26 protein-coding genes are annotated in these 26,021 nt (G+C 71.6%); 11 read left to right on the forward strand and 15 right to left on the reverse strand.

What is annotated here, in order from left to right; all coding sequences use genetic code 11:
* Positions 1-25 precede the first annotated feature (25 nt).
* Both P8T65_RS19320 and P8T65_RS19325 read left to right on the forward strand, forming a co-directional pair.
* Positions 26-517 (forward strand): inorganic diphosphatase, encoded by a 492-nt coding sequence (locus tag P8T65_RS19320; protein WP_045562613.1) that lies wholly within the window; start codon positions 26-28, stop codon positions 515-517.
* A gap of 155 nt (positions 518-672) precedes the next feature.
* Entirely contained in the window at positions 673-2,388 is a 1,716-nt protein-coding gene (locus tag P8T65_RS19325) for a threonine/serine exporter family protein (protein WP_316726530.1), read from the forward strand.
* Positions 2,389-2,518: 130 nt separating this feature from the next.
* Here the strand turns inward: P8T65_RS19325 and P8T65_RS19330 are convergent, their stop codons facing one another.
* Together P8T65_RS19330 and P8T65_RS19335 are read right to left on the reverse strand one after the other, a co-directional pair.
* Entirely contained in the window at positions 2,519-3,463 is a 945-nt protein-coding gene (locus P8T65_RS19330) for a VTT domain-containing protein (protein WP_316726532.1), read from the reverse strand.
* 204 nt (positions 3,464-3,667) lie between these two features.
* Entirely contained in the window at positions 3,668-4,429 is a 762-nt protein-coding gene (locus P8T65_RS19335) for a MerR family transcriptional regulator (protein WP_316726533.1), read from the reverse strand.
* A gap of 459 nt (positions 4,430-4,888) precedes the next feature.
* Here P8T65_RS19335 and P8T65_RS19340 point away from each other — a divergent pair, with 459 nt between their 5' ends.
* Positions 4,889-5,230 carry a hypothetical protein gene (locus P8T65_RS19340; RefSeq protein WP_316726534.1) on the forward strand — a complete coding sequence of 114 codons (342 nt, stop codon included), beginning with the start codon at positions 4,889-4,891 and terminating at the stop codon, positions 5,228-5,230.
* 84 nt (positions 5,231-5,314) lie between these two features.
* Here P8T65_RS19340 and P8T65_RS19345 read toward each other — a convergent pair whose 3' ends face one another.
* Positions 5,315-7,297 carry a helix-turn-helix domain-containing protein gene (locus P8T65_RS19345; protein WP_316726535.1) on the reverse strand — a complete coding sequence of 661 codons (1,983 nt, stop codon included), beginning with the start codon at positions 7,295-7,297 and terminating at the stop codon, positions 5,315-5,317.
* 228 nt (positions 7,298-7,525) lie between these two features.
* On the opposite strand from P8T65_RS19345, the gene P8T65_RS19350 reads away from it, so the two are divergent.
* On the forward strand, positions 7,526-8,965 hold the full coding sequence (locus tag P8T65_RS19350) for a glutamate decarboxylase (protein ID WP_316726536.1): 1,440 nt from the start codon (positions 7,526-7,528) through the stop codon (positions 8,963-8,965).
* A 287-nt stretch (positions 8,966-9,252) separates the two neighbouring features.
* Here P8T65_RS19350 and P8T65_RS19355 read toward each other — a convergent pair whose 3' ends face one another.
* The 6 genes from P8T65_RS19355 to P8T65_RS19380 form a co-directional block, all read right to left on the reverse strand.
* On the reverse strand, positions 9,253-10,050 hold the full coding sequence (locus P8T65_RS19355) for an ABC transporter permease (RefSeq protein WP_316726537.1): 798 nt from the start codon (positions 10,048-10,050) through the stop codon (positions 9,253-9,255).
* Complete coding sequence (locus P8T65_RS19360; RefSeq protein ID WP_316726538.1) at positions 10,047-11,054, reverse strand: ATP-binding cassette domain-containing protein; 1,008 nt, start codon at positions 11,052-11,054, stop codon at positions 10,047-10,049. Before P8T65_RS19360 ends, P8T65_RS19355 begins: the two co-directional genes overlap by 4 nt.
* A 111-nt stretch (positions 11,055-11,165) precedes the next feature.
* Positions 11,166-11,807 carry a PadR family transcriptional regulator gene (locus P8T65_RS19365; protein WP_316726539.1) on the reverse strand — a complete coding sequence of 214 codons (642 nt, stop codon included), beginning with the start codon at positions 11,805-11,807 and terminating at the stop codon, positions 11,166-11,168.
* A 26-nt stretch (positions 11,808-11,833) separates the two neighbouring features.
* Positions 11,834-12,382, reverse strand: coding sequence for a DinB family protein (locus tag P8T65_RS19370; protein ID WP_316726540.1), 549 nt, complete (start codon positions 12,380-12,382; stop codon positions 11,834-11,836).
* A 129-nt stretch (positions 12,383-12,511) separates the two neighbouring features.
* A complete protein-coding gene (locus tag P8T65_RS19375; protein WP_316726541.1) occupies positions 12,512-13,972 on the reverse strand; it encodes an aldehyde dehydrogenase family protein in 1,461 nt (486 codons plus the stop codon).
* 152 nt (positions 13,973-14,124) lie between these two features.
* Positions 14,125-14,949 (reverse strand): helix-turn-helix transcriptional regulator, encoded by an 825-nt coding sequence (locus tag P8T65_RS19380; protein WP_316726542.1) that lies wholly within the window; start codon positions 14,947-14,949, stop codon positions 14,125-14,127.
* Between the two features lie 456 nt (positions 14,950-15,405).
* Here P8T65_RS19380 and P8T65_RS19385 point away from each other — a divergent pair, with 456 nt between their 5' ends.
* A complete protein-coding gene (locus P8T65_RS19385; RefSeq protein WP_316726543.1) occupies positions 15,406-15,903 on the forward strand; it encodes an ATP-binding protein in 498 nt (165 codons plus the stop codon).
* 78 nt (positions 15,904-15,981) lie between these two features.
* Here P8T65_RS19385 and P8T65_RS19390 read toward each other — a convergent pair whose 3' ends face one another.
* The 5 genes from P8T65_RS19390 to rpmG form a co-directional block, all read right to left on the reverse strand.
* Positions 15,982-16,248, reverse strand: coding sequence for a DUF397 domain-containing protein (locus tag P8T65_RS19390; RefSeq protein WP_193382079.1), 267 nt, complete (start codon positions 16,246-16,248; stop codon positions 15,982-15,984).
* Between the two features lie 501 nt (positions 16,249-16,749).
* Positions 16,750-16,983, reverse strand: coding sequence for a 30S ribosomal protein S18 (rpsR, locus tag P8T65_RS19395; RefSeq protein ID WP_184905141.1), 234 nt, complete (start codon positions 16,981-16,983; stop codon positions 16,750-16,752).
* Between the two features lie 6 nt (positions 16,984-16,989).
* Positions 16,990-18,264, reverse strand: coding sequence for a GTP-binding protein (locus P8T65_RS19400; RefSeq protein ID WP_316726544.1), 1,275 nt, complete (start codon positions 18,262-18,264; stop codon positions 16,990-16,992).
* Positions 18,265-18,269: 5 nt separating this feature from the next.
* Entirely contained in the window at positions 18,270-18,590 is a 321-nt protein-coding gene (locus tag P8T65_RS19405; protein WP_316726545.1) for a type B 50S ribosomal protein L31, read from the reverse strand.
* Between the two features lie 7 nt (positions 18,591-18,597).
* Positions 18,598-18,762: a 50S ribosomal protein L33 gene (rpmG, locus tag P8T65_RS19410; RefSeq protein ID WP_033524681.1), complete on the reverse strand. Its 165-nt coding sequence runs from the start codon at positions 18,760-18,762 to the stop codon at positions 18,598-18,600.
* A 61-nt stretch (positions 18,763-18,823) separates the two neighbouring features.
* On the opposite strand from rpmG, the gene rpmB reads away from it, so the two are divergent.
* The 4 genes from rpmB (at position 18,824) to P8T65_RS19430 (ending at position 20,964) form a co-directional block, all read left to right on the forward strand.
* Complete coding sequence (gene rpmB, locus P8T65_RS19415) at positions 18,824-19,060, forward strand: 50S ribosomal protein L28 (RefSeq protein WP_184905144.1); 237 nt, start codon at positions 18,824-18,826, stop codon at positions 19,058-19,060.
* A 15-nt stretch (positions 19,061-19,075) separates the two neighbouring features.
* On the forward strand, positions 19,076-19,381 hold the full coding sequence (rpsN, locus tag P8T65_RS19420; protein WP_316726546.1) for a 30S ribosomal protein S14: 306 nt from the start codon (positions 19,076-19,078) through the stop codon (positions 19,379-19,381).
* A 185-nt stretch (positions 19,382-19,566) separates the two neighbouring features.
* Positions 19,567-20,130, forward strand: coding sequence for a hypothetical protein (locus P8T65_RS19425; RefSeq protein ID WP_399099328.1), 564 nt, complete (start codon positions 19,567-19,569; stop codon positions 20,128-20,130).
* A gap of 270 nt (positions 20,131-20,400) precedes the next feature.
* Positions 20,401-20,964, forward strand: a complete 564-nt coding sequence (locus P8T65_RS19430) for a DUF4232 domain-containing protein (RefSeq protein ID WP_316726547.1) — start codon at positions 20,401-20,403, stop codon at positions 20,962-20,964.
* Positions 20,965-21,472: 508 nt separating this feature from the next.
* On the opposite strand, the gene P8T65_RS19435 is transcribed toward P8T65_RS19430, so the two are convergent.
* Positions 21,473-22,696 carry a DUF2786 domain-containing protein gene (locus tag P8T65_RS19435; protein ID WP_316726548.1) on the reverse strand — a complete coding sequence of 408 codons (1,224 nt, stop codon included), beginning with the start codon at positions 22,694-22,696 and terminating at the stop codon, positions 21,473-21,475.
* Positions 22,697-23,019: 323 nt separating this feature from the next.
* Here P8T65_RS19435 and P8T65_RS19440 point away from each other — a divergent pair, with 323 nt between their 5' ends.
* Both P8T65_RS19440 and P8T65_RS19445 read left to right on the forward strand, forming a co-directional pair.
* Positions 23,020-23,778, forward strand: coding sequence for an ABC transporter ATP-binding protein (locus tag P8T65_RS19440; RefSeq protein ID WP_316731640.1), 759 nt, complete (start codon positions 23,020-23,022; stop codon positions 23,776-23,778).
* The gene (locus P8T65_RS19445) at positions 23,772-25,979 is read left to right on the forward strand and encodes an ABC transporter permease (RefSeq protein ID WP_316726549.1); all 2,208 of its coding nucleotides are present in this window, start codon (positions 23,772-23,774) and stop codon (positions 25,977-25,979) included. The genes P8T65_RS19440 and P8T65_RS19445 overlap by 7 nt, the downstream gene beginning before the upstream one ends.
* Positions 25,980-26,021 lie beyond the last annotated feature (42 nt).

A 26,021-nucleotide genomic window follows, 5' to 3' on the forward strand; every position in this document is an offset into this window, starting at 1 on the left:
TGTGTTGATCATGGAGGAGTCACCGGTGGAGTTCGACGTCACGATCGAGATTCCGAAGGGTTCGCGGAACAAGTACGAGGTGGACCACGAGACCGGTCGGATCCGCCTGGACCGTCGCCTCTTCACCTCGACCGCCTACCCGACCGACTACGGCTTCGTCGAGAACACCCTCGGCGAGGACGGCGACCCGCTGGACGCGCTGGTCATCCTGGACGAGCCGACTTTCCCGGGCTGCCTCATCAAGTGCCGTGCGATCGGCATGTTCCGCATGACGGACGAGGCCGGCGGCGACGACAAGCTGCTCTGCGTCCCGGCGACGGACCCGCGCCAGGAGCACCTGCGTGACATCCACCACGTCTCGGAGTTCGACCGCCTGGAGATCCAGCACTTCTTCGAGGTCTACAAGGACCTGGAGCCCGGCAAGTCCGTCGAGGGCGCCGACTGGGTGGGCCGCGCCGACGCCGAGGCCGAGGTCGAGAAGTCGTACAAGCGCTTCAAGGAGCAGGGCGGTCACTGACCCCGCCTGAGCTTGTCGGCTGTCTTGCCGATCGATTCCGCGAACGGGCCGCGTGCCCCCAGGAGGGGCGCGTGGCCCGTTCGCGTATCCGTGAGTGCCGGTGCGCATACTGAGGCGTACCTGAGGTGTCGTACAGGGAGCGCGGCGGAGTGGGAGTGACGGAGTCCGGGGACGGCGGGCCGGTGGAGGACCGCAAGCCGGTGTCGGACGAGGCGGGCAGTGCCTTCGCGCCGGTGGGGTTCACGCTGGGGATCGACGGGGACGCGTCGGTGACCTCGGAGTTCGCGATCCCGGCCGGGCTGGATGTGCCGGCCGCGGAGGCCGAGGCGCAGACGACCTCCGAGTTCGCGCTGCCGGAGGGGCTGGCGCCGCCCGAGGGGGTCCCGGACGAGCACGAGGGGTCCGCGTTCAGCGTGCCGCGGACCTACAGCACGCGGCACGCGCCGGTCGCGTTCACACCGGCCGGCGGGATCCCGACCGTCAGTCTGACCAAGGACGCGCCCTGGCAGGACCGGATGCGCACGATGCTGCGGATGCCGGTGGCGGAGAGGCCCGCGCCGGAGCCGCCGGCGCGCGCGGAGGGCGACACGGGGCCCGCCGTGCCCCGTGTGCTCGACCTCACCCTGAGGATCGGCGAGCTGCTGCTGGCGGGCGGCGAGGGCGCGGAGGACGTGGAGGCGGCGATGTTCGCCGTGTGCCGGTCCTACGGCCTCGACCGCTGCGAGCCGACGGTGACCTTCACCCAGCTGTCGGTCACCTACCAGCCGTCGCTGGTGGACGACCCGGTCACGGCGTCGAGGATCGTCCGGCGCCGGGCCACCGACTACAACCGGCTCGCGGCCGTCTTCCGGCTGGTGGACGACCTCAGCGACCCGGAGACCGCGATCTCGCTGGAGGAGGCGTACCGGCGGCTGGCGGAGATACGGCGCAACCGGCACCCGTATCCCGGCTGGACGCTGACCCTGGCGAGCGGGCTGCTGGCGGGGGCCGCGTCCGTGCTGGTCGGCGGTGGCGTCGTCGTGTTCGTGGCGGCGGCGCTCGGCGCGATGCTCGGCGACCGGCTGGCGTGGCTGTGCTCCGGGCGCGGGCTGCCGGAGTTCTACCAGTTCCTGGTGGCCGCGATGCCCCCGGCGGCGATCGGGGTGGCGCTGACCGTGGCGCACGTGGACGTGAAGGCGTCCGCCGTCATCACCGGTGGGCTGTTCGCGCTGCTGCCCGGGCGGGCGCTCGTGGCGGGTGTGCAGGACGGGCTGACCGGCTTCTACATCACCGCCTCCGCGCGGCTCCTGGAGGTCATGTACCTCTTCGTGGGCATCGTGGTGGGGGTGCTGCTGGTCCTGTACTTCGGTGTGAAGCTGGGCGCCGAGCTGAACCCGGACGCGGCGCTCGGCAGCGCGGACCGGCCGCTGTTGCAGCTCGGGGCGTCGATGCTGCTGTCGTTGACGTTCGCGCTGCTGCTTCAGCAGGAACGATCCACCGTGCTGGCGGTGACCCTCAACGGCGGGGTGGCCTGGGCGGTGTACGGGGCCATGCACGAGGCGGGCGGGATCTCACCGGTGGCCTCCACCGCCGTGGCGGCGGGGCTGGTGGGGCTGTTCGGACAGTTGCTGTCGCGGTACCGGTTCGCTTCCGCGCTGCCCTATACGACCGCGGCGATCGGGCCCCTGTTGCCGGGGTCGGCCACGTATTTCGGGTTGTTGGCCTTCGCGCAGAACGATGTGGACGCGGGGTTGGTGTCGCTCACCAAGGCCGCGGCGTTGGCCATGGCCATCGCGATCGGGGTGAACCTGGGATCCGAGCTGTTCCGGTTGTTCCTGCCGGGGGCCGCGCGGGCGGGCCGCAAGGCGGCGAAGCGGACGCGAGGGTTCTGAGCGCCCGAGGGCTCGGGGGCCGCTGAGTCGACGGCCGCGGGTGCGTGGGGCTTCTCGCGCCCACGCGGCGGAGCCGCAAACAGACACGGTCCCGCGCCCCTTGAAAGCAGGGCGCGGGACCGTGGGTCGTTCAGTAGCGCGGGTAGTCCTGGCCCTGGTAGCCCTGCTGGTTCTGGTCCTGGTTCTGCGGGTACTGGCCGCCCTGCGGGTACTGCGGGGCGTAGGGCTGCTGCGGGGGCTGCTGGTAGCCGTAGTTCTCCTGGTAGCCCTGCTGCTGGTGGCCCTGGTTGCCGTAACCCTGGTGGTCGTGAGCCTGGTTGCCGTAGCCCTGGTTCTGGTCGTACGACGGCTGCTGGGGCTGGTCGGTCGGCGGGATGCGGCGGAGCTGGGTCGTCGCGTCGTCCATGACCGGGGCAGCGGCGGAGGGCTGCTGCGGGGCCTGCTGGGGCTGGTTCTTCTTCGCCTTCCTCGCCTTGAGGAGCTCGAAGATGATCGGGAGCACCGAGATGAGGACGATGAGGATGAGCATCGCCTCGATGTTCTTGTGCACGAACTCGATCTGACCGAGCCAGGAGCCGAGGAGCGTGACGCCCGCGCCCCAGAGGATGGCACCGACGACGTTGAAGACGAGGAACGTGCGGTACCGCATGCCGCTGACGCCCGCGATGATCGGCGTGAACGTCCGCACGATGGGCACGAAGCGGGCCAGGATCAGGGACTTCGGGCCGTGCTTCTCGAAGAACTCGTGGGCCTTGGTGACGTTCTCCTGCTTGAAGAAGCGGGAGTCGGGGCGGTTGAAGAGGGCGGGGCCGACCTTCTTGCCGAACATGTACCCCACCTGGTCGCCCAGGATGGCCGAGACGCAGATCAGCACGATCGCCAGCCAGAGCGGGAAGTCCAGCTGATCGGTGGTGATCAGCAGGCCGGCCGTGAACAGCAGCGAGTCGCCGGGCAGGAAGAACCCGAAGAACAGGCCGGACTCGGCGAACACGATCAGGAGCAGGCCCCAGATGCCGAACGAATTGAGCAGGTAGTCCGGATCCAGCCAGCTCGGTCCGAGGGCGATCGTCTGCACGGTTCCGGGCTCCTGGGGGTGAGGAAGAGGGAACGCCTGTGGGCGGGGACCCACGACGGCGGGTCGCACAGGCGGTGGGACCCATAGGGGTGACCAAAGCTATCAACGCACGGTCACCCCACTAGGTTCCACGGGTTCCTCCAGAGTGCCCTGTGGCCGCACTGGGACCAAGCTGTGTGGTCAGCGGGGCGGGCGGAGGCGCGATCAGGGGCGCTTCCGGGCCGCGTTCGCGTTGATCGCGTCCCGCAGGTGTTCGGCGAGCCCGGGGCGCATCGCGTCGTAGAACGCCTTGAAGCGCTCGTCGGAGACGTACATCTCGCCGAGGCACCGGTGCATCTCGTACGGGCAGTCGTAGTACCAGGTGTTGATCTGCTGCCGGTGTTCCTCGGCCAGGTGCATGGCCGCCTCGCCGGTCGACTCCTCGCCGGCGGCCATCAGGGCGTCGTAGCGCGCGCCCCAGTCGGCCACCTCGGCCTGCATGCGCTTCCAGTCGTCCTTCGTGTAGCCGGCGGTGCGGCGCTGCGACTCGGCGTACGCCTCCGTGCCGCCCCAGCGCTGTTCCGCCTCCTCCGCGTACTGCTCGGGATCCTTGTCGCCGAAGACCTCGAACCGTTCCTCGGGGGTGAGGTTGATGCCCATCCTGCGTGCCTCCATGGCGTGTTCCACGGCCGCGGCCATCTTCTGGAGTCTCTCGATCCGGACGGTCAGCAGTTCGTGCTGGCGGCGCAGGTGAGCCCGCGGGTCCGCCTCCGGGTCGTCGAGCAAGGTCGCGACCTCGTCTAGGGGGAAGCCAAGCTCCCGGTAGAACAGGATCTGCTGGAGCCGGTCGAGGTCGGCGTCGCCGTAGCGGCGGTGGCCCGCGTGGGTGCGCTCGCTCGGTACGAGGAGGCCGATCTCGTCGTAGTGGTGCAGCGTGCGCACCGTGATCCCGGCGTAGCCCGCGACCTGTCCCACGGTGTGGCTCATGGCTTCCGCTCCTTTGTCGGTCGTGTTCCAGGCTGGGTCCTCACGTGACGTGAGGTGCAAGTCCTTTGTGCCCACCGACCGCCGACCGCCGACGCCGGGGGCCGGGCGGTGGGCCTCCGGCGGTGTGCGTCCGGCCGTAGCGGACTGTGCACTTCCGCAAGGCTGGGGGCTGGTGAAACGCACTGGCGACACGTCACACGCGTCTCACTGTGCACAACGCGAAGCCGGGGCGCGTGGACCGTGCACATGTGCAATGGCACGCGGTCCGGCGCTCTTCCTACGCTGAGCGCACGTCGTCCGGGGCCTTCCTCCCCAGGTGGTACCGGACGACGCCGGCCACCGCCCGCGCGGGGTCCGCGGACGAGAACGCCCGGCCCGTCACGGGGGTGCGGGCCAGGCGTTCCGTCGACGGGCACCGACGCCTCATCCGACCCCGTAGCTCCCAGCGGAGGGACTGCTTTGAACCAGACCGACAAGAGGGACACCTCGTTCGCCGACCTCGGCACGGCGCTGGAGGGCGTGGACCGCGACCGGCTGACGATCGTGCCCCTCTTCGCGGGCGACGACGCCGGGCTCACCGCCCATCTCGTGGTGTGGCCGCCGAACGCGCCGAGCCAGGCCTGCGTGCACGAGGACTTCGCCGAGGCCGCCCACATCGTCGCGGGCAGCATCATCGACGAGGACGGGACGGAGCACCGGGCGGGCGGGCTGTGGATGCGCCCGGCGCACCATGTGCACCACCCGCGCGCCGGCGCCGAGGGCGCCCAACTCGTCCTGTGGCGGGCGCCCGTACCGGCGTGAGGACCCACCAGGCAACCCGCGCACGTGTTGGGGCATGTGCGCGGGTTTCGGTCTTCTGCGCCGGTCGTGCCGGGGTCCGGCGGCTCAGGAGGCGCGGGGCGGCTGGGTCAGGGCCGGGCGGCCCAGGAGCACGTGCAGGGCGAGGGCGATGTCGGCCACGGTCACCACGTCGGTGTCGGTGATGCCGACCATCTTCGTGGAGAAGTCCATGCCGAGCAGGCCCGCCGCGTCCCGGGTGTGGTTGCGGACGGTGGCCTCGGAGAGGCCGAGGGCGCGGGCGGTCTCCCGGGTGCTGAGGTTGCTCTCCAGCCAGACGCAGAGGGTCTCGACGAGGTCGCGCTGATCCGCCCGTACGGGGCGCAGGCGCTCCTCCGCCCAGGCGGTGGGGCCGCCGTCCTCGGCCGCGCCCGCCATCAGCGCCGCGAAGTCGGGTGGCGTGGCGGTCCTCGGGGGCGCGTTGAGGTCCGGGTCCGGGTCCGGGTCGGGGTCGGGGTCCGGCAGGGCGAGGATGTCGAGGGCGAGCAGCGTCAGGACGCGGTCGTTGGCGGAGCCCCGGAGGTCCAGGGAGAGGATCTTCCCGGCCCGGTTGAGACGCTGCGTGACCGTGTTGCGGTGGACGCCGAGGCCGCCGGCGGCCTCCGTGTGCTTGAAGCTGAGGGCGGTCGGGAGGGTCTCCAGCAACAGCTTCCGCTCGTCGCCGCGGCCGGGGAAGTCGTCCAGGAGCGGGGACATCAGGGCCGCCGCCCAGGCCTTCGCCTCCCGTCTGGGCAGCAGGGGGGCGAACTTGGCCTTGGAGCCGCCCAGCCGGACGCGGTGCGGGGTGCCCGCCGCGTCGCCGACCGCCGTGAGGGCCTCCAGATAGCCGACCGCCGTCTCGGCGAGCGCGTGCGGTCGACTCTGGCCCATCAGATGCCCCTCGCGGGCGGCGATCATCCCCTTGAGGACCGTCTCGACCCGGTCGCCCTCCCGGGCGGGGTCGAGGATGAGGATGTGCTTCGGCTTGCCCGGGCACGGGGCCACGATGGCCTGCTCGGCCAGGGCCCGCTCGCACCAGCTGAGGGTGGCCTCGCGCTCCTGCGGTCCGGTGTCGACGACGAAGACACGGGCGGTGTCGGTGTCCAGCAGGGCCTGCGCGGCGCCCGTGTAGACCACCTGCGCCAGAACCGTTTCTCCACGCATGAGCAGCTGGAACGCGGCGTGCCGCACCGCCCGCGGGGTCCGGGTCCTGGCCTGGTGCTCGCGGCGGGCCTGGTCGCACAGTCCGAGGAGCTTCGCCGCGTGCTGGATCAGGGCCGTGGCCGCGCTGTCGAAGGGTTCGTGGGAGGCGATGGCCAGCCGGGCCTCGTCCTCGCCGCCCGGGGAGCCTGGGGAGATCGACACGATCCGGGTGTGCATGGCGCCGTCGTGCGCCTCGGGTGCGCCGTGCGCGCTGGTGATGACGGCGTGGGCCAGTCCGGCGGGCGCGCTGTCGGGCGCCGCCGCGAGGACGCCGCGCCGGGCCGAGCTGACGAGGACCTCGGCGTCCAGGGCCACCGAGAGCCAGTCGGCGATGCGCCGCGCGGCCGTGGGGTCGGCGAGGCGGGCCGGGAGCCGGTTGAGGAGGCCGTCGAGGCGCTGGACCTGGCGCTCCGCGAACTGGGCGCGCCGCAGCCGCAGATCCTCGTTGACGTGGTCCCAGGCGGTGGTCTCGGCGGAGGTCACCAGCAGGGGCAGTTCCAGGCGGTTCGCGGCGGTGAGGGTGGCGTCGGGGAGGGTGCGCAGGTCGTGCCCGGGGGTGCCGATCACCAGGCCGGCCGCCTTGCGCCGGTCCAGGAGCCGGATCAGGTGGTCGAGCGCGCGCAGGTGGGCCGGGGTCGGCCGGGGCGTGTCCAGGGTGACCAGGAAGAGCGTCCCGTCGTCGAACGGGGTGTCGGCCGCGAGGTCGCCGAGCGTGTGCGGAGCCTCGGTCAGCGGCCTGGCGACGACCTCGGTGACCCGGGTCGCGCCGTGACGGGAGGCGTGGCCCGGCTGGAGGAACCTCAGCCGCAGCTGCTGCCGCTCGTTGATCAGATAGTCAAGGGTGGGCAACTGCGCCGTCCCTCCCCGGTCACGCACGTGGGTGCGCGGGACGCTCAACTCCACCTGCTCTGTTCGCTCATGTCATACGTCTTGCCATGCGTCTTGTCATACGTGGTGTGCATTCGGCAGCGTAATGGACGGACGATACGACCGACACATCGTCCTCACGAGCCACCCGTACCCCTTCCGCACATCTGTGAGGTGCGCGTCCCCGGCAGCGGACCTACCGTCGAAGGCATGCCACTGCACCGATGGGACAGCGACGCCCCGCAGGACGCCGGGCGCGACCGGCACGACGGGCGCCGGCTCGCCGTGAACCCCTTCTACGGCCAGGCCAATCCGGTGGGCGGCATGACGGAGGCCCCGCCCAAGCACCGGCTGCCCGAGGCGCCGCTGCCCCCCTCCACCGCGTACCAGCTCGTCCACGACGAGCTCATGCTGGACGGGAACTCACGGCTGAACCTCGCCACCTTCGTCACCACCTGGATGGAGCCCCAGGCGGGGGTGCTGATGAGCGAGTGCCGGGACAAGAACATGATCGACAAGGACGAGTACCCGCGCACGGCCGAGCTGGAGCGGCGGTGCGTGGCGATGCTCGCCGACCTGTGGAACGCGCCGGACCCGGCCGCCGCCGTCGGCTGCTCGACCACCGGGTCCAGCGAGGCGTGCATGCTCGCCGGGATGGCCCTCAAGCGGCGGTGGGCGAACCGGAACGCCGACCGCTACCCGTCGGCGGGCGCCCGGCCCAACCTGGTCATGGGGGTCAACGTCCAGGTCTGCTGGGACAAGTTCTGCAACTTCTGGGAGGTGGAGGCGCGGCAGGTGCCCATGGAGGGCGACCGGTTCCATCTCGATCCGGCGGCGGCCGCGGCGCTGTGCGACGAGAACACGATCGGGGTGGTGGGCGTCCTCGGTTCCACCTTCGACGGGTCGTACGAGCCGATCGCCGAGCTGTGCGCGGCCCTCGACGACCTCCAGGAACGTACCGGTCTGGATGTGCCCGTACATGTCGACGGGGCGTCCGGGGCCATGGTCGCGCCCTTCCTCGACGAGGGGCTGGTCTGGGACTTCCGGCTGCCCCGGGTGTCGTCGATCAACACCTCCGGGCACAAGTACGGGCTGGTGTATCCGGGGGTGGGCTGGGCGCTCTGGCGCTCCGCCGCCGAGCTGCCGGAGGAGCTGGTGTTCCGGGTGAACTACCTGGGCGGGGACATGCCCACGTTCGCGCTGAACTTCTCCCGGCCGGGGGCGCAGGTCGTGGCGCAGTACTACACGTTCCTGCGGCTCGGGCGGGAGGGGTACCGGGCCGTGCAGCGGTCGACGCGGGACGTGGCCACCGGGCTCGCGGAGGAGGTGGCGAAGTTCGGGGACTTCCGGCTGCTGACCCGGGGTGACGAGTTGCCGGTGTTCGCCTTCACGACGGAGGAGGGGGTCACCGCGTTCGACGTCTTCGACGTGGCGCGGCGGATGCGGGAGAAGGGGTGGCTGGTGCCCGCGTACACGTTCCCGGAGAACCGGGAGGACCTGTCGGTGCTGCGGGTGGTGTGCCGGAACGGGTTCACGACCGATCTCGCGGAGCTGTTCCTGGAGGATCTGGGGCGGCTGCTGCCCGAGCTTCGACGGCAGTCGGGGCCGGCGGTGCGGGACAAGGGGGCGGCGACGGGGTTTCACCACTAGAAGCGTCCTGAAGATCTTGAAAATGCGCCCGGCTTGCCCTACTTGATGGCGATTGACATTTACCGGCAATCCAGGGTGAGTCGGGCGGCCAGAGCAAGATCTTCAGCGGTCCCCTAGGGCCACGGGGTGGTGCGGCCGGGATTCTCGCCCCCGCCGCCCCTACCCGTCCCGTCCTCCGGGGGCTACGCCCCTTCGGCCCCCAGACGTCCCTCCGGTGGGGGCTGGTCGCGCAGTTCCCCGCGCCCCTGAAAAGGCGGGGCTACGCCCCTGCCTTTCGGTCCGTGCGATCACTTGCTCAGGCGGGCGAACCTGCGTACCGCCAAGGGGAAGAAGACCGCCAGCAGGGCCAAGGGCCAGGCGATCGCCGTCCAGAGGTGGGGGGCTTCGGCGCCCGGGGTGCCGAAGAGGTGGCGTACGGCCGTCGCCGTGTGGGACATCGGGTTCCAGTCGACGACCGTGCCGAGCCAGTCGGGCATGGAGGCGGGCGTGGCAAGGGCGTTGGAGAGGAAGCCGACCGGCCAGACGAGGATCTGTACGGCGGTGAGGAGTTCGGGCCGGCCGGCCAGCATCGCGAGGTGGATGCCGATCCACAGCATCGCGAAGCGGAAGAGCAGCAGGAGGCCGACCGCGCCGAGGAAGGCCGCAGGGCCGCCGTGCGCACGCCAGCCGAGGGCGAGGGCGACGGCCATGAGGACGGCCAGGCCCACCGCCGACTGGAGCATGTCCGCGACCGAACGGCCCACCAGGACCGCCCCGTTGGCCATCGGCATCGAACGGAACCGGTCGATCACCCCCTTGTTGAGGTCCTGGGTGACGGCGAGCATCGTGCCCTCCAGGCCGAAGGCCATGGTGAGCGCGAGCATGCCGGGGACCAGGTAGTCGAGGTAGTCGCCGGTCACCCCGCGGCCGCCGCCGATCAGATAGCCGAACATCAGCAGCAGCATCACGGGGAAGACCAGCCCGACCAGCATCTGCACCGGTTGCCGTGCCCAGTGGGCGAGTTCGCGGCGGGTCATGGTCCAGGAGTCGGTCAGGGCGCGCCCGCCCGCACCCGTGTGCGCGGTCGTCGCTGTCGTCGTGGTCATGCGCGTACGGCCTCCTTCGTACGGTTGTCCCCGGTGAGGTGCAGGAACACCTCGTCCAGGGTCGGGCGGCGCAGGGCGATGTCCTCGGCCTCGATGCCCGCGTCCGCGAGGGCGCGTACGACCGTGGTGAGGGCCGTCATGCGGTCGGTGACCGGGGCGCTGAGCCGGCGGCGGTCGGCGTCGACCGTGACGTCGGCCTCGGGGACCGGCAACAGGGCCGTCACGACGCCCAGTTGACCGGCGTCACGCAGGACGATGTCGATGCGGTCGCCGCCGGTCAGGCGCTTCAGCTCGTCCGCCGTGCCGTCGGCGACGACCCGGCCGCCGTCGACCACGGAGATCCGGTCGGCGAGCTGGTCGGCCTCCTCCAGGTACTGGGTGGTGAGCAGGACCGTCGTACCGCCACCGACCAGGGAGCGGACGGAGTCCCAGACCTCGGTGCGGCCGCGAGGGTCGAGGCCGGTCGTCGGCTCGTCCAGGAAGAGCACCTCCGGTTCGGTGATCAGGGACGCGGCGAGGTCGAGGCGGCGCCGCATGCCGCCGCTGTACTGCTTGACGGCCTTGCGGCCGGTGTCGCCGAGGCCGAACCGCTCCAGGAGTTCGTCGGCCCGTACGCGCGCGGAGCGGGCGCCCAGGTGGTAGAGGCGGCCGAACATCTCCAGGTTCTGCCGGCCGCCGAGCTCCTCGTCGAGTGCGGCGTGCTGGCCGAGCAGGCCGATGCGGGAGCGCACCTCCCGCGCGTGCGCCACCACGTCGTGCCCCGCGACCTCGACCCGGCCGGCGTCGGGCCGCAGCAGGGTCGCCAGGATCCTGACCAGGGTCGTCTTGCCCGCGCCGTTGGGCCCGAGCACTCCGTGCACGGTGCCGCGCGCCACGTGGAGGTCCAGTCCGTCGAGGGCCACCTTGCCGCCCTTGCCGCCCTCGTTCCTCCTGTCGTTCCTGCCGCTCCTGCCGCCGTACCTCTTGCGCGCCCCTTCGACAGTGATCGCCTCGTCCGCCGCCATCGGGACCTCCCTGTCGGTCGATGTTCGCCTCACCGTTCACACCTCCCAGGTAGTCAAAGTTGACTACGAGCCACGACGGTAACCCTTGTGAAGTCGGGTGGTCAAACTTGATTAGTGGTCGTCCCCCGGGTGCCGCTCCCCCGTCGCGTACGGGTTGTCCTGGCCCTCCGCGAGGACGCCGACGAACGGCTCGCCCTCCCCCGCGAAGGTGTAGGCGCCGGCGCGGATGCGCTCGATGAGGCTGCGGGTCCACGCGGCGCCGCTGTCGGAGGAGTCGAGCCAGAAGTTCATGATCTCGCCGATGTGCCCGAACTGGGCCGGGCCCTGCTCGGGCGCGTAGTACTCGGTGATGCCCTCGCGCCAGGCGCCGATGGCCTTGACCCGCTCCTCCAGGAGGCCGAGCACCTCCGCGCGGTCGAGGTCGACCATGAAGCCGAGCCCGGCCGAGAGCATGTCCGGCTTCTGGTGGTAGGTCGCGAGGGACTCCCGCAGCAGCGCGAAGAACTCCTCGGTGCCGGCGTCGGTGATCGTGTACTCCGTGCGGGGCGGCCCGCCGGCCGTGGAGGGGGCGATCTCGTGCGCGACCAGCAGTCCCTGTTTCGCCATCTGCTTCAGGGCGTGGTAGATCGAGCCGGGCTTGGCGTTGGACCACTCGTGGGCGCCCCAGTACTCCAGGTCGTTGCGCACCTGGTAGCCGTGGGCCCGCCCGTGCTGGCGCACCGCGCCGAGCACGAGAAGACGGATCGCTGACATGGGCCCCAGCGTAGAACCCCGGGACGTCACCCCCCGTTCGCACCCTGCGCCTTCGCCACCAGCTCGAAGGCGGTGGCGCCGTCCAGCGACTCGCGGATGACGTCGGCGTGACCGGCGTGCCGGGCGGTCTCGCGGATGAGGTGCAGGCCCAGCCAGCGCATGGAGACCCGCTCGTTCGGCGGGAACCACGGTTCGTTCGGCAGTTCGAAGGTGTCGTCGAGGCTCGGCACCGTACGCAGGAAGGACTCCGTCTCGGCGGCGACCTTCTCCCAGTAGGCGAGCTGCGACTCCACGGTCTCGTCGCGGACGAGGGTGAAGCACTCGTGCCAGTTCGACTGGTCCCGCCGGACTGCCGGCTCCTCGCCCTTGGCCTTGGCGACCCACCACTGCTCGACTTCGGCCACGTGCTTGAGGAGCCCGGCGAGGGAGAGTTCGCTGGCGCTCGGCCGGCTGGAGGCCTGCTCGTCGGTGAGCCCGAGCACCGAACGGCGGAGGCCGCCGCGCTGTTCCGCCAGGAAGGCGAGCAGCGCCCCGCGCTCGTCGACCGTCTCCTCCGCGCACACATGCATGACCATGACCGTCTGCCTCTCGTCGGGCCGGGGGCTCCGGTGAGCCCCTCTGACACCGACGAAACTACGGGCCCTTGCGGTCAGGTTCTGTCCGCAAGGGCCCGGCGCTTTCAGGAAAGGGATGCGGGAAAGCCATCAGAAGGGGAAGAAGCTCCGCTTGTGCTGGACCGAGATCCACTTCTGGGTGGTGAACGCGTCCACCGCGGTCTCGCCGTTGAGGCGCCCGATGCCGGAGTGCTTCTCACCGCCGAACGGCACGAGCGGCTCGTCGTGCACGGTGCCGTCGTTGACGTGGAACATGCCGGTGTCGATCTGCTTCGCGAAGCGCACGCCCCGCTCGATGTCCCCGGTGTGCACGGCGCCGCTGAGGCCGTACGGGGTGTCGTTGACGATGCGGACGGCCTCCTCCTCCCCGTCGAAGGGGATGAGGAAGACGACGGGGCCGAAGACCTCCTGCTGGAGGAGGGCGGAGCCGGCGGGGACGTCGGTGAGGACGGACGGCTCGACCAGGTTGGCGGTCGTGGAGCCGCGCACGAGCGCGGTGGCGCCCTCGGCGAGCGCCTGCTCGACGACCGACTTGAGGGCGTCCGCCTGGGAGGAGTTGATGACCGGGCCGATGACTGTGCTCGGGTCGCTCGGGTCGCCGACCTTCAGGGACGTCACCTTGGCCACGAACTTCTCGGTGAACTCGGCCTGCACCGAGCGGTCGACCAGGACGCGGTTGGCGGCCATGCAGACCTGGCCCTGGTGGACGAAGCGCGAGAAGACGGCCGCGTCGACGGCGTAGTCGACGTCCGCGTCGTCCAGGACCACCAGGGCGCTGTTGCCGCCCAGTTCGAGGACCGTGCGCTTGAAGTTCGCGGCGGCTACGGTGGCGACGTGACGGCCGACCTTGTCGGAGCCGGTGAAGGAGATCAGCTTCGGGACGGGGTGCTCGATGAAGGCGTCGCCTATCTCGGCGATGTCGGTGACGACGACGTTGAGCAGCCCGCCGGGCAGGCCGGCCTCCTCGAAGATCTTCGCGACCAGGGTGCCACCGGCGATGGGTGTGTTCTGGTGCGGCTTCAGCACCACGCCGTTGCCGAGGGCGAGGGCGGGGGCCACCGACTTGATGGAGAGCAGGAAGGGGAAGTTGAAGGGGCTGATGACGCCCACGACACCGACCGGTACGCGGTAGAGGCGGTTCTCCTTGCCGTCGATCGGCGACGGAAGGATTCTGCCCTCGGGGCGCAGCGCCAGCTGAATCGATTCGCGCAGGAACTCCTTGGCGAGGTGCAGTTCGAACCCCGCCTTCAGGTACGTGCCGCCGAGTTCCGCGATGATCACCTCGGTGATCTCCTGCTCGCGCTCCTCGATGACCTTCAGGGCCTTCTCGAAGACCGCGCGACGCGCATAGGCGTTGACCTCGGCCCATTCCTTCTGGGCCGCCTGGGCGGCCCGGTAGGCCTCGTCCACCTCGTCGACCGTGGCGATGGTGATCGACGCGAGCTTCGCGTCGTCGTACGGGTTGAAGTCGATGATGTCCCAGGAGCCGGAGCCCGGGCGCCACTCGCCGCCGATGTACTGCTGGGCCAGGTCGGTGAAGTAGGACGACATGTGATCCTCAATCAGTCGGCATCGATCAAGATTGATCACACGTCATCGTACTGGTGGGTAAAGGGAGTTGAGAGCTACTCGGGAGACTCTGTGAAGACTCTCAGGGAGCCTCAGGGAGGCCCGGAAGGTGCCCCAGGGAGTCCCAAGGAGTCTCAGGAGAGCTGGATCAGCCCCCGCAGCAGGTCCCTGCTCTCGGCCGGGGACGGGCTGTCGTCCTGGAGCCGCTTGATCGCCCGCTCGTACTGCGCGATGTCCTCGCCCTTGTCCAGGTAGAGAGCGCTGGTGAGCTGTTCGAGATAGACGACGTCGGTGAGGTCGGACTCGGGGAAGCTCAGCACGGTGAAGGCGCCGCTCTCGCCGGAGTGACCGCCGAAGCTGAACGGCATGATCTGGATCGTCACGTTCGGGCGCTCCGAGATGTCGATCAGATGCTGGAACTGCCCCCGCATCACGTCCCGGTCGCCGTACGGCCGACGCAGCGCCGCCTCGTCGAGGACGCAGTGGAACTCCGGGGCCCGCTCGGACACCAGGTACTTCTGGCGCTCCATCCGCAGGGCGACCCGCTTGTCGATCTCCGCCTCGCTCGCGCCCCTCATGCCCCGGACGACGACCGCGTGGGCGTACGCCTCGGTCTGCAACAGACCGTGCACGAACTGGACTTCGTAGCTGCGGATGAGGTGGGCCGCCGCTTCGAGGCCGACGTAGGTGGGGAACCAGCTGGGCAGGACGTCGGAGTAGCTGTGCCACCAACCGGCGACATTGGCTTCCTTCGCCAGGGAGAGCAGTGAGGTGCGCTCGGTCTCGTCGGTGACGCCGTAGAGGGTCAACAGGTCCTCCACGTCACGGGTCTTGAAGCTGACCCGGCCGAGTTCCATCCGGCTGATCTTCGACTCCGAGGAGCGGATCGAGTATCCGGCCTTCTCCCGGGTGATCCCCTGCGACTCGCGCAGCCGCCTGAGATGCGAGCCCAGCAGCATCCGCCTCACCACCGACCCGCTCGATTCACCGGCGCCCACGTTCGTCCAGCCTCCCCAACTTCTTCAGGGGCCGCAGTCTGCCACTAAACCACTCCGATCCGCACTCGCCCGGTTACAGAAATGGAAAGTCTTCAACATGTGAGACGGATGAGACGGCGGAGGAGAGAAGGGAGTGTGGCCGAGATGCGTCACGAAGAACACCCCGCGGACACAGGAAACCGTCAGGAAGTCGCCAGGAGGTCGCCAGGAAGCCGTCATCCGCGGCCTGTTCGGAGGGAATCAGGCGACAGAAGAAATGTTCAGCAAGCGGTATGCGAAGGTCCAATTCGGGCGCGTGCACGTGCATCTGCCCTTGCATCTGCTGTGCGCATCAGAAACCATGGTCCCGCGCCACCGCTGCATCGCAACGACCGCGAACTCCCGGGAGTGCCTCGCATGGGGACGAATGGATCGACCATGCTCGAACCCTTACGGCAGGGACTTCCGCCACTTGATCCCGCGACCGTGTCCGACGCAGCGTCCTGCGCGCTGCCGCCCCGCTACGAAGCGGTGCGCGAGGCACGGCAGTTCACCCGGGGCACGCTCGGCCAGTGGCGGTTGGACGAACGCTTCGACGACGTCTGCCTCGTGGTCTCGGAACTCGTCACCAACGCCCTGCGGCACGGTCTGCCCACCGGCAACGGGGCGTGCCCGGCCCAGGACCCGCCCGTACGGCTGCACTTGATGCGCTGGACCGAGCGGCTGGTGTGCGCGGTGCGCGATCCCAGTCACGACAGCCCGGTCGCGGGCGACTCCGAGGACTTCTCGGCGGAGTCGGGGCGCGGATTGTTCCTGGTCGACTCGTTCGCGGACAGCTGGGGCTGGCATCCGCTGGGCGGCGCGCTCAGCGGCAAGGTGGTGTGGGCACTGTTCCAGGTTGAGCCGGTGCCGGGCCGCCAGTCGGCCTGTCGATGAACCGCGGCGCTTTTCGGCGCCGCGGTTCTACGCGTGTCACACCGTCGGGCGCGCCGACTTCCCGCCGCCGAGCGGGTCTTATCCGACCAGGTGGTCGAACTCCCCGTCCTTGACGCCCAGGAGCATCGCCTCGATCTCCGCGCGGGTGTAGACGAGCGCCGGGCCGTCGGGGAAGCGCGAGTTGCGTACCGCCACCTCACCGCCGGGCAGCCGGGCGAACTCCACGCAGTTGCCCTGCGAGTTGCTGTGCCGGCTCTTCTGCCAGGCCACCGCATGGAGCTCGGTGAGCTCCGTCGCGGCCATGCCGTTGTACACGTCATCCACGCCGTACACGTCGTGGTCCACAGGTCGCTCCCCGGGGTGGTGCAGTAGTGCGCTGGATGCGCGTTGGCTCTGATGTGGCCGGTGTTGCCAGTGATGCCTTTTTGCCAGTGATGGCTGCCTTGTCAGTGGCGCCTGCCTTGTCAGTGGTGTCTGTGTTGCCAGTGACACCAGTGATGCGGCAGTCAACTGCCCCGGATCATAGCTTTGTTCACGTGCAGATGCATGAGCGTATGCACGTGCACGCGGGGTGTCTCCTCGGTTACAGCACCAGAGAGACGTAGCGCGGCGCGATCCTGTTCCATCCGGGACTACATCTCTCCGTACGGCGTGCGGAACCGGGCGGTTCAGGGCGGGGAGGGCGGCGTCCGCAGAATGGCGGAAAAGGGACGGCCCCGGGGAGGTCGTGGAGCCTCCCCGGGGCCGGGTGGGGGGTGGTGGTGCCGGTGGTACCCGTGGCGCCTGCGGCGCAGGTGGTGCGGGTGGCGCGGGTGGCGCGGTATTCGGATCAGGTCGGGCAGGGGCTCAGCGCGTGGAGTACGGCAGGAGGGCCATCTCGCGGGCGTTCTTGATGGCCCGCGCGAGCTGGCGCTGCTGCTGCGCGGTGACGCGGGTCACACGGCGGCTGCGGATCTTGCCCCGGTCGGAGATGAACCGGCGCAGGAGGTCCGTGTCCTTGTAGTCGATGTATGTGATCTTCGCCTGGTCCAGCGGGTTGGGACGGGACTTGGCAGGCTTGCGCTCCGGCTTGCGGGGCATGGCGGTTCAGACCTCCAGGAAGGTGTCGAAGGGGCGCGGCAGCCGTTCCCAGGCGGCGCGGCCCGCGGCGTACTCGGCGTCGGTGAGCAGGCAGGACTCCAGCAGCCGTTCGAGTCCGTCGCGGTCCAGGCCCGGGGAGGTGAAGACGAGGTGCTGGCACCGGTCGCCGTGTTCCGGGTGCCAGTCGAGGGCGGCGGCGGCCCGGCGGACCGGGGGCACCATGTCCCAGGCGGCGTCCGGGAGCGAGGCGAGCCAGGGGCCGACCGACTCCACGCACAGGGCGCCGCCGGCCGCGTCCCAGTGGAGCAGGGTGTCGGGGCGCTCGGCCAGCCAGAACCTGCCGCGGCTGCGGGCCGCCGCGCAGCAGAGGTCTTCGAGTGCCTCGTAGAGCCGCTCCGGATGGAAGGGGCGATGGCGATGCCAGACCAGGGTGGTGACGCCGTGTTCGTCCGCGTCGGTGGGCAGGAGCGCGGAGGCGGGGTGCTGGGCCGCGGCTGCGGCGTCCACGTCGAAGCCGGCGAACGCTGCGGCGAGCAGGGCCGAGGAGCGCCGTAGGGGCCGGCGCACGTCGCCGGGTGCGGGTGCGTTGTGGCTGGTCGCGCCCCGCGGCGGAGCCGCAGATGGATGCTGCCCCGCGCCCCTTTCGGGGCCTGCAGCCACCTCAGGCGCACGGCTTCCGTCACCGATGGGCACCCGCTGGGCCGTCGGGTGGAGTTGGGACAAAAGGGCCCTGTCCTCGTCGTCCGCGTCCTCCGAGTCCAGTACGGCGAGGACCGGGGCGTATTCGAGTTGGCGGGCGAAGGTGTCGGCGACCGTGCGCTGGTCGGTGGTGGCGGCGGCGAGGCCCCGGTCGGCCAGGTCGTCGCCGTTGCCGAGGTAGGGCAGCAGGAGGGCGGGGTCGACCGCCGTGATCACGGAGGTGATGCGGAGGCCACTGGCGGCGACCACCTCGGCCATGGCCTTCGGCTCGACCGAGTCCCAGAGTTCGACGACCGCGAGGCGGGTGAGGCCCGCGTCGGCGAAGCGCTCCAGTTCGGGGACGAGGTCCTCGCGCAGCGCGCAGCAGGCGCAGTCGTTGACGAGCGGGGTCTCACCGGTGGAGATGAGGCCCGCCGCGTCCCGGACGGTCCGGACGACCTTGGCGTCCGGACCGTCGGTCGCGGTGGAGAGGTCGTGGTGCAGCGCGACGCTGCCCGGGACCTCGGCGAGCAGCGCCTCGACGGCGGCCCGCCGGGCGTCGGCGTGCAGCCCGCCGACGATCGCGACAGACAGCTGGGTCACGTCGGTCAGCCTCGCTTCTTTCCGACCGTGTCAGCTGCGCCGGTCGCACCGATCGATCCGGTCGGCCCGGCCGCTCCGACTTTCCCGGCGCCGTACCGCTTCTGGAACTTCTCCACGCGGCCGGCGGTGTCCAGGACGCGCGCGGTGCCCGTGTAGAAGGGGTGGCTGACGTTCGAGATCTCGACGTCGACCACCGGGTAGGTGTTGCCGTCCTCCCACTCGATCGTCTTCTCGCTCGTCATCGTCGAGCGCGTGAGGAAGGTGTGGTTCGCGGCACGGTCCCGGAAGACGACGGGCCCGTACGACGGGTGGATGTCCTTCTTCATCGACGCCTCAGCGCTCCTCTCGGAAGTCGACGTGACGGCCCGCCATCGGGTCGAACTTGCGCAGCGTCAGGCGGTCCGGGTCGTTCCGGCGGTTCTTGCGGGTGACGTAGGTGTAGCCGGTGCCGGCCGTCGACCGGAGTTTGATGACCGGGCGGAGTTCGTTGCGTGCCATGCTGCTACCTTACTGAAAATGAATTCCATTTACACCACCTGATCGAGAGAGGTGCATCACCTTGTCCGCCCACTGCATGCTGACCGGCGCCCAGCCCGGCTTCGGCAACCGCATCTCGCACTCCCACCGGCGTACGTCCCGCCGCTTCGACCCCAACATCCAGTCCAAGCGGTACTGGCTGCCCAGCGAGAACCGCCATGTGCGGCTGCGGCTGAGCACGAAGGGAATCAAGACCGTGGACGTCATCGGCGTCGAGGCCGCGGTCGCGCGGATCCGCGCGCGCGGCGTGAAGATCTGAGGAGCTGAGGAGCCGATGGCGAAGAAGAGCAAGATCGCGAAGAACGAGAAGCGCCGGGAGATCGTCGCGCGGTACGCCGAGCGGCGGGCCGCGCTGAAGGAGATCATCCGGCGGCCGTCCGCTTCGGACGCCGAGCGCGAGGCCGCCCAGCGGGAGCTGCGCGCCCAGCCGCGCGACGCCAGCGCGACCCGCGTCCGCAACCGGGACCAGGTGGACGGCCGCCCCCGCGGGCACTTCCGCAAGTTCGGGCTGTCCCGGGTGAGCCTGCGGGAGCAGGCGCACGCGGGGTATCTGCCAGGGGTGCGGAAGTCTTCCTGGTAGGGGGTGGGGGCGGGGGCGGCCTGGGCCTGCCTGCCGCTGGGGGCAGAGTGCCCCAGGGGTTACCGGGGCGTCCCGTCCTTCCCGGAGTTCTCACAGTTCCCGGCCGTCTGGCACCGAGGCGCTGCTGGTAGCTTGCCGCTGTCGCCGCGGCGACCGGATCCGGCCACAGCTTTGGGAGACCTCCAGTGACTACGGTGACCGCGGCGACCACCGCGCAGACGGCAAGGCCCGCGACCAGGGATTCCTTCGCGAGCCGGCGCATACGCGTCGTGGCCGCGGCGGCGGGGCTCACGGCCGCGCTCGTGCTGACCGGGTGCAGCGGCGGCAGTGACGACGGTGGCGACTCCGGGAGCAAGGAGTCGTCCGCCGCCCCGAAGCCGTCGGACGGCGCGGACAGCGGCGGCTCCGGTGACTCCTCCGGCGCCGAGACCGAACTCCAGGGCAACTGGCTGGCCACGACCGGCGGCAAGCCGGTCGCCCTGTTCGTCAATGGCGCGGAGGTCGCCGTCTTCGTGGGCACCTCCGTGTGCAGCGGCAAGGTCTCCGACGAGGCGAACATGCAGATGATCAGCCTCAAGTGCCAGGACGGCAGTGACGCCCGCACCGAGGGCATGGTGGACAAGGTGAGCGCCAAGTCCCTCACGATCACCTGGGAGGGTGGCGTCGGCGAGGAGACGTTCCGGAAGGCGGAGGGGTCGATGCCGTCCGGGCTGCCGACGGATCTGCCCACGGCGAGCGCGGGGTCGTAGGCCGGTTCGGGCGGGGAGGCCGGGCTAAACGGGAGGGGCGGGGACGGACGCCTCGACTTCGGGCGCCGGGCCGTGGAGCTGTCCGAGCCGGGGCCGTGGAGTCGTCTTCGGGTGGTGGGGATGTGGGGCTGTGGAATGGGCCTCGCTCGGCGGCCGGGTCGTAGATCATGTGTGGGATGGGCCGCGGAACCTCCGGGTTCGGTGGCCCGTTCGCACTTTCACATCGCCGCCGGCTGTGCCGTGACAGCCACGAACTCCACCGGGAACACCATGCGCACCGCTCCGACCGCCATCGCCGCCGCCCTTCTCGCGGCCCTCACCCTGACCGCCTGCAGCGGGAGTGACGGGGGTGACGGCGGGGACGACGGCAAGACCGGTGCCGCCGCCACCACCGAGAGCGCCCGGGAGGGCGCGTGCACGGCCGCGCGGGTCGGCCTGGAACTCGGGCCCAGCAGTGCGGCACCGGCCGCCGGGGACGAGGGGGCCGTCCCGGTCACCGTCACCAACAAGGGCGACGCGGCCTGCACGTTGAAGGGCCTCGCCGGGGTCGATCTGTTCGCCGGCGACAAGTCGTGGGCGCTCAAGCCGCAGGAGGGCGCGTCCGAGGACACCGAGGTGAAGCTGGCGGGCGGCCAGTCGGTGAGCTTCTCCATCTCCTACGTGCGCGGGGTCGCCGGTGACGCGGAGAAGAGTGCCGCCGTGGACGAGCTGAAGCTGGCCCTGCCCGGCGACAGCAAGGTCAGCAGCTTCAAGTGGCCGGACGCCGAGGTCGCGGTGAAGTCCGAGAGCACGTTGGAGGCGACGGTGGGGCCGTTCCTGCCGGTGGGCGACTGAGTCGTCGAGGCCACGCATGCCGGCGGGCGGGCGGCTGAGTCCTGGGGCCGAACGGGGCCCCGTCAGTGCCGAGGTCGGGCCGGGGCGGAGTCGGGGACGGCATCCGTGCCCCAGCCCGGGTCGTGCCGCCGGGGTCGCACGCGGAGCCGGCGGCTTCGGCGGCGCCTGGGCGGGCCGGAGGCAGGTGCGGGGCACGAGTCAGGGCCGGTTCCCAAGCCGGCGCCGGTTTCCGGGGCAGTGTGCCCGACCCGGGTCATGACGGCAGCCGGGGGCGGTCACGACTCCAGGGGCGGTCCCGGGTCCGGACCGATTCCCGGACCGGCGGCGCCAGTGACGGGTCAGCGCCCAGCCCGGTCATTCCGGTAGCCGGGGGCGCGCCCTGACCTCGGCACGGTCGGGCCGGGCCCGCGCCATGAGTCCAGCCGCGGGGCACGACGCCTGGTGCGGGGCACGAGTCAGGGCCGGTTCCCAAGCCGGCGCCGGCTTCCGGGGCAGTGCCTGGCCCGGGTCATTCCGGTAGCCGGGGGCGCGCCCTGACCTGGGCGCGGTCTGCTGCTTCCGCGCCCTGTTGCCAGCCGGCGAGGTCGCTGACGCCTCGGACTCGGGTGGTCACCGTGTCCGGGAACATCCGGCTGAACTCGTCGTGGACGGCCACGTCGCGGGCGGCGAGGACGGGCAGCAGGTCCTGGTCGGAGCCGCCGACCCCACCCGCGCCCCCGGCCTCCGCCTCGGCGGCCCGCGCCTCGGCGACCTGGGCCTCGGCCACCGCCGCCAGCCGGTCGCCGATGCGGTGGGCGTAGGCGGCCAGGAACGACTGCCGGAAGGTCTTGGTCCGCTTGCGGCCGCCCTTGCGCTGGGCCGCCTCCGCCTTGGTCATGGCGGTGGTGGCCTGGACGAGGAGCGAGGTGTGCAGCAGCTCGACCACCTCCAGGTCGGCCTCGAAGCCGACCACCGTGGAGAAGCCGAGGGCCTCGTTCCACACGGCCTCGCAGCGGTTGGCCCGGGCGACCGCGTCGAGGAGGATCGCCTTGGCCGTCTCGTACGGCGGGTCGACGCCGATCCGGCACGCGCCGGGCGCGTCCTTGCTGTGCGCGCGGGCCGCGAGCAGCGCCTCGTCGATGCTGTGCCGCGCCATCAGCTCCTGCGCCTTCGCGCTGAGCGCCTCCGCCTCCTCCGGGAATCCGGTCGCCTCCGCCTTCGCGAGGAGCGCGCGGATCCGGCTGAGCATGCGGGACTCGGGGTGGGGCGAGTTCTTGGCCGCGCCGGCGTCCCGTGGACGGTCCAGGGGCTCGACGGTGGGCAGGCGCAGGAGGAGGCGGTACAGCTCCAGGGCGGTGGTGGCCTGGGAGAAGCGGTCCGCGCGGGTGGGATGCGCGGCGAGGTCCCTGATCTCGTCGAGCTGGGCGGCCCAGCGCGGACCGGGAGGTTGGGGGCGGCCGCCCGTCCGCGCGGTCCCGTGCTCCCCGGCGGCGGACTCGTGCTCCTCGACGACGAGGCGCGCGAGGAGCCGCACGTGCTCGTCCTCCAGCTCACGCCGCGCGAACCGGACGACATCGGCGGGCTGCCAGCCCCGCCGCCATGCCCCGGCAACGAACTCCCGCCCACGCCGGGCCAGTTCGGCGTCGGCCGCCGGGTCGGCGGCGAGCAGGGAGGCGCCGCTGTCGAGGGCGGCGTCGGTGTCGGCGTAGAGCGCGGCCTCGAAGGCGCGGTCCACCGTGCTGGTCGTACTCACGTGTTCGATCGTGTCATGGGGTGGGGCGGGGTTCCGGTGCGGGGATTCCGGCCGGGGTAGGGCTGGCCCTACCCCCAGGACGCCCTCCAGGGGTCGTGCGCGGGCGGGGGCCCGGACGGTTCGCTGAGGGCATGACCACGGTGGAGACAGACAGGGCCTCGGCGGAGGCGGGCGGGGTGTCGGCGGAGGCAGGCAAGGTGTCCGCGGGGGTGGGTACGGTCTCGGCCGGGACGGGCCGGAGTCCGGCCGGTCCCGGTGAGGATGGGGCTGGGCACGGGGCAGGGCACGGAGAGCCGGGGGGTGCGGCGGTACGCGTACGGGGGCTGCGGCGGGCCTACGGGGACGTCATCGCCCTCGACGGGGTGGACCTGGACTTCGGGGTCGGGACCTTCACCGCGGTGATGGGGCCTTCGGGGTCGGGGAAGTCGACGCTGTTGCAGTGCGCGGCGGGGCTGGACCGGCCGTCGGGCGGGACCGTGCGGGTCGACGGCGTGGAGCTGGCGGGGCTGAGCGAGAGGCGGCTGACGCTGCTGCGCCGGGACCGGATCGGATTCGTCTTCCAGGCCTTCAACCTCCTCCCCTCCCTGACCGCCGCGCAGAACGTCGCCCTGCCGCTGCGGCTCGCCGGGCGCCGCCCCTCGCGGGGTGCGGTACGCGAGGCCCTGGCCCGGGTGGGGCTGGCCGAGCGGGCCGGACACCGGCCGGCACAGCTGTCCGGCGGGCAGCAGCAGCGGGTCGCCCTGGCCCGCGCGCTGATCACCCGGCCCGCTGTTCTCTTCGGGGACGAGCCCACCGGGGCACTGGACACCACGACCAGCCGTGAAGTGCTGTGCCTGTTGCGGGAGTTGGTGGACCGGGAGAGACAGACCACGGTCATGGTGACCCACGATCCGGTGGCCGCGTCGTACGCGGACCGGGTGGTGTTCCTGGTCGACGGGCGGGTGAGCGGCGAACTGGTCCGGCCGTCGGTCGAGGCGGTGGCCGCGCGCATGGCGGGGCTGGAGCGGGCGGCGACGCCGGGGCGGGCCGCGGGGCTGGAGCGGGCTGCGGGTGACGGGGTCGCCGGAGGCGTGACGTGCTGACTCTGTCGTCGTTGCGTACGCGGTGGGCCGCGTTGGTCGGGTCGTTCGTCGCCGTGACGGTGGGGGTCGGGGTGATGACGGCCATGGGTCTGGGGCTCGCGGCGTCGCTCGATCCGCCCGCGCGTGCGCCGGAGCGTTTCGACTCCTCCCCCGTGGTGGTGGCGGGCCAGGACAGACTCACGGTGGAGGTGCGGCGGGGCCCTGGCACGGCCAGGGTGTCGCAGAAGCTGGTCCGTCCACACCCTGTGGACAAGCGTTTGCTGGCGGAACTGCGGAAGCTGGGGCCGGTGACGACGGGCGCGGGCGGGACGGACGCGACCGACTCCGACGCGGCCGGGGCGGACACGGGCGGGGTGGACGCGGTCGGGGTGGACGCGTCCGTGGCCGAGGTGCGGGCCGTGGTCGGAGAGCGGGCGCGCGTGGTGGCCGGTGACGCCCGGCGGCAGGTGGACCCGTCGTACGAGCGGGACGCGCAGGCGCTGGTCGCCGTGAACTCGCTGCTGGGGACGGCCGGCGGGGTCGCCGCGTTCGTCTCGGTGTTCGTGACGGCGTCCACGTTCGCGTTCGTGGTGGCACTGCGCAGACGGGAGTTCGGACTGCTGCGGATGGCGGGCGCGACCCCGGGCCAGGTACGGCGGCTGCTGCTCGGCGAAGCCGTGGCGGTGGGGCTCGTGGCGTCCGGCGCCGGGTGCGCGCTGGGGGCGTGGGGGGCGCCGCTGCTGGTACGGGAGTTGGTGGACGGCGGGGTGGCGCCGTCGTGGTTCGCGGTGCCGGGCGCGGTCGTGTGGCCGTATCACCTGGCCTTCTGGACGGGGGTGTCGGTGGCCCTGGCGGGGGCGTGGGTGGCGGCGCGGCGGGCCGGGCGGACCGGGCCCGTGGAGGCGTTGCGCGAGGCGTCCGTGGACACGGGGGTGCTGCCGCTGTCCCGCCGGGTGATCGGTGGCGTGCTGCTGGTGGGTGGACTGGGGTTGCTGGCCTGGAAGGTGGGGACGGACCCCGCCGAGCTGCTGAAGCGGAAGACGTACACCACCCAGCCGATGCTGCTGATCACGGCCGTGGCCGCGCTCGCGCCGCTGCTCGTACGGCCGGTCGTACGGCTGGTGGGTGCGGCGCTGCCCGGGGCCGTCGGGCTGTTGATCAGGGAGAACGCGGCCATGTCCGTACGCCGTACCGCGGCCGTCGCCGCGCCGGTGCTGGTGACCGTCGCGCTGGCCGGATCGCTGCTGGGGGCCGCCGGGACGGTCGCCGGGGCGAAGGGCGCGGAGGCGGCGGCACGGACCGGGGCGGACTTCGTCATCACGGGTGAGGCGGGAACGGGGCTGCGGGACGAGGCGGTGCGGGACGCCGTCGGGGACGGGGCGACGGTGGTCGGGTCCGCTCCCACCGCCGTGTACGTCGTGGAGGACGGGACCGCGCTCGTGCGGTCCGAGGCGCGGGCGGTGACGGACGCGGCGGCGCTCGCGACGGTGTCGCGGTTGCCGGTGGTCGCCGGTGACGTGCGGGATCTCGACGACCGCTCGATCGTCGTGAACGAGGAGTGGGAGCGGAACGAGGTCGGCGAGAGCGTACGGGTGTGGCTCGGGGACGGACGGCCGGTACGGCTGCGGATCGCGGCGGTGCTCGCGGAGGGGACCGGGGACAACGGAGCGTATGTGACGGCCGCGAACGCGGGTGGGGCGGTGGTGGACCGGGTCGAGGTGCGGGTCGCTCCGCGCGGGAGCGGGATGGAGCGGGCCGGCGCGGCGGCGGCGCTGGAAGGGCGGTCGGAGCGGGCCGGCTGGACCGTGCGGTCGGCCGGGGAGTGGCTCGCGGCGAACCGTCCCGGCACGAAGGCGCACACCCGGCTGGGGTTTGCCGTGGTGCTGGGGATCGCGCTCGTGTACGCGGGGATCTCGCTGGCCGGGACGTTGTTGATGGCCACGTCGGCGCGGGGCGCGGAGCTGCGGTCGCTGCGGCTGGCGGGGGCGACGCGGGGGCAGGTGCGGGTGGTCGTGGTGGGTGAGGCGCTGGCCGCGATCGCGGTGGGCGTGCTGCTGGGGGTCGCGGTCACGGCGGTGAACCTGGCCGGTGTGGCGGGGGCGTTGGGGGTGCTGTCGGCGCCGGTGGGTGTGGCGGTGCCGTGGGAGGTGCTCGGCGCGTGCGTGGGGGCGTGCGTGGGAGTGGGTGGGGTGGTGGCGGTGGCGAGCGCCGGGGTGAGGTAGCAGGGAGGGGGTGGGGGGTGGGTGCGGTTGGGGGGCGTGTGC

It is taken from the genome of Streptomyces sp. 11x1, from assembly GCF_032598905.1.
Lineage (GTDB): Bacteria > Actinomycetota > Actinomycetes > Streptomycetales > Streptomycetaceae > Streptomyces.

Bases quoted from the DNA above. Each gene is read 5' to 3' on its own strand.
- P8T65_RS19360 (WP_316726538.1), bottom strand. From the start codon at position 11,054: ATGGCGGCGGACGAGGCGATCACTGTCGAAGGGGCGCGCAAGAGGTAC.
- P8T65_RS19375 (WP_316726541.1), bottom strand. From the start codon at position 13,972: ATGTCGTCCTACTTCACCGACCTGGCCCAGCAGTACATCGGCGGCGAG.
- P8T65_RS19335 (WP_316726533.1), bottom strand. From the start codon at position 4,429: ATGAGCCACACCGTGGGACAGGTCGCGGGCTACGCCGGGATCACGGTG.
- P8T65_RS19370 (WP_316726540.1), bottom strand. From the start codon at position 12,382: ATGGTCATGCATGTGTGCGCGGAGGAGACGGTCGACGAGCGCGGGGCG.
- rpmG (WP_033524681.1), bottom strand. From the start codon at position 18,762: ATGGCACGCAACGAACTCCGCCCGGTCATCAAACTCCGGTCGACGGCC.
- rpsN (WP_316726546.1), top strand. From the start codon at position 19,076: ATGGCGAAGAAGAGCAAGATCGCGAAGAACGAGAAGCGCCGGGAGATC.
- P8T65_RS19380 (WP_316726542.1), bottom strand. From the start codon at position 14,949: ATGCTGCTGGGCTCGCATCTCAGGCGGCTGCGCGAGTCGCAGGGGATC.
- P8T65_RS19350 (WP_316726536.1), top strand. From the start codon at position 7,526: ATGCCACTGCACCGATGGGACAGCGACGCCCCGCAGGACGCCGGGCGC.
- P8T65_RS19355 (WP_316726537.1), bottom strand. From the start codon at position 10,050: ATGACCACGACGACAGCGACGACCGCGCACACGGGTGCGGGCGGGCGC.
- P8T65_RS19430 (WP_316726547.1), top strand. From the start codon at position 20,401: ATGCGCACCGCTCCGACCGCCATCGCCGCCGCCCTTCTCGCGGCCCTC.
- P8T65_RS19385 (WP_316726543.1), top strand. From the start codon at position 15,406: ATGCTCGAACCCTTACGGCAGGGACTTCCGCCACTTGATCCCGCGACC.
- rpsR (WP_184905141.1), bottom strand. From the start codon at position 16,983: ATGCCCCGCAAGCCGGAGCGCAAGCCTGCCAAGTCCCGTCCCAACCCG.
- P8T65_RS19405 (WP_316726545.1), bottom strand. From the start codon at position 18,590: ATGAAGAAGGACATCCACCCGTCGTACGGGCCCGTCGTCTTCCGGGAC.
- P8T65_RS19365 (WP_316726539.1), bottom strand. From the start codon at position 11,807: ATGTCAGCGATCCGTCTTCTCGTGCTCGGCGCGGTGCGCCAGCACGGG.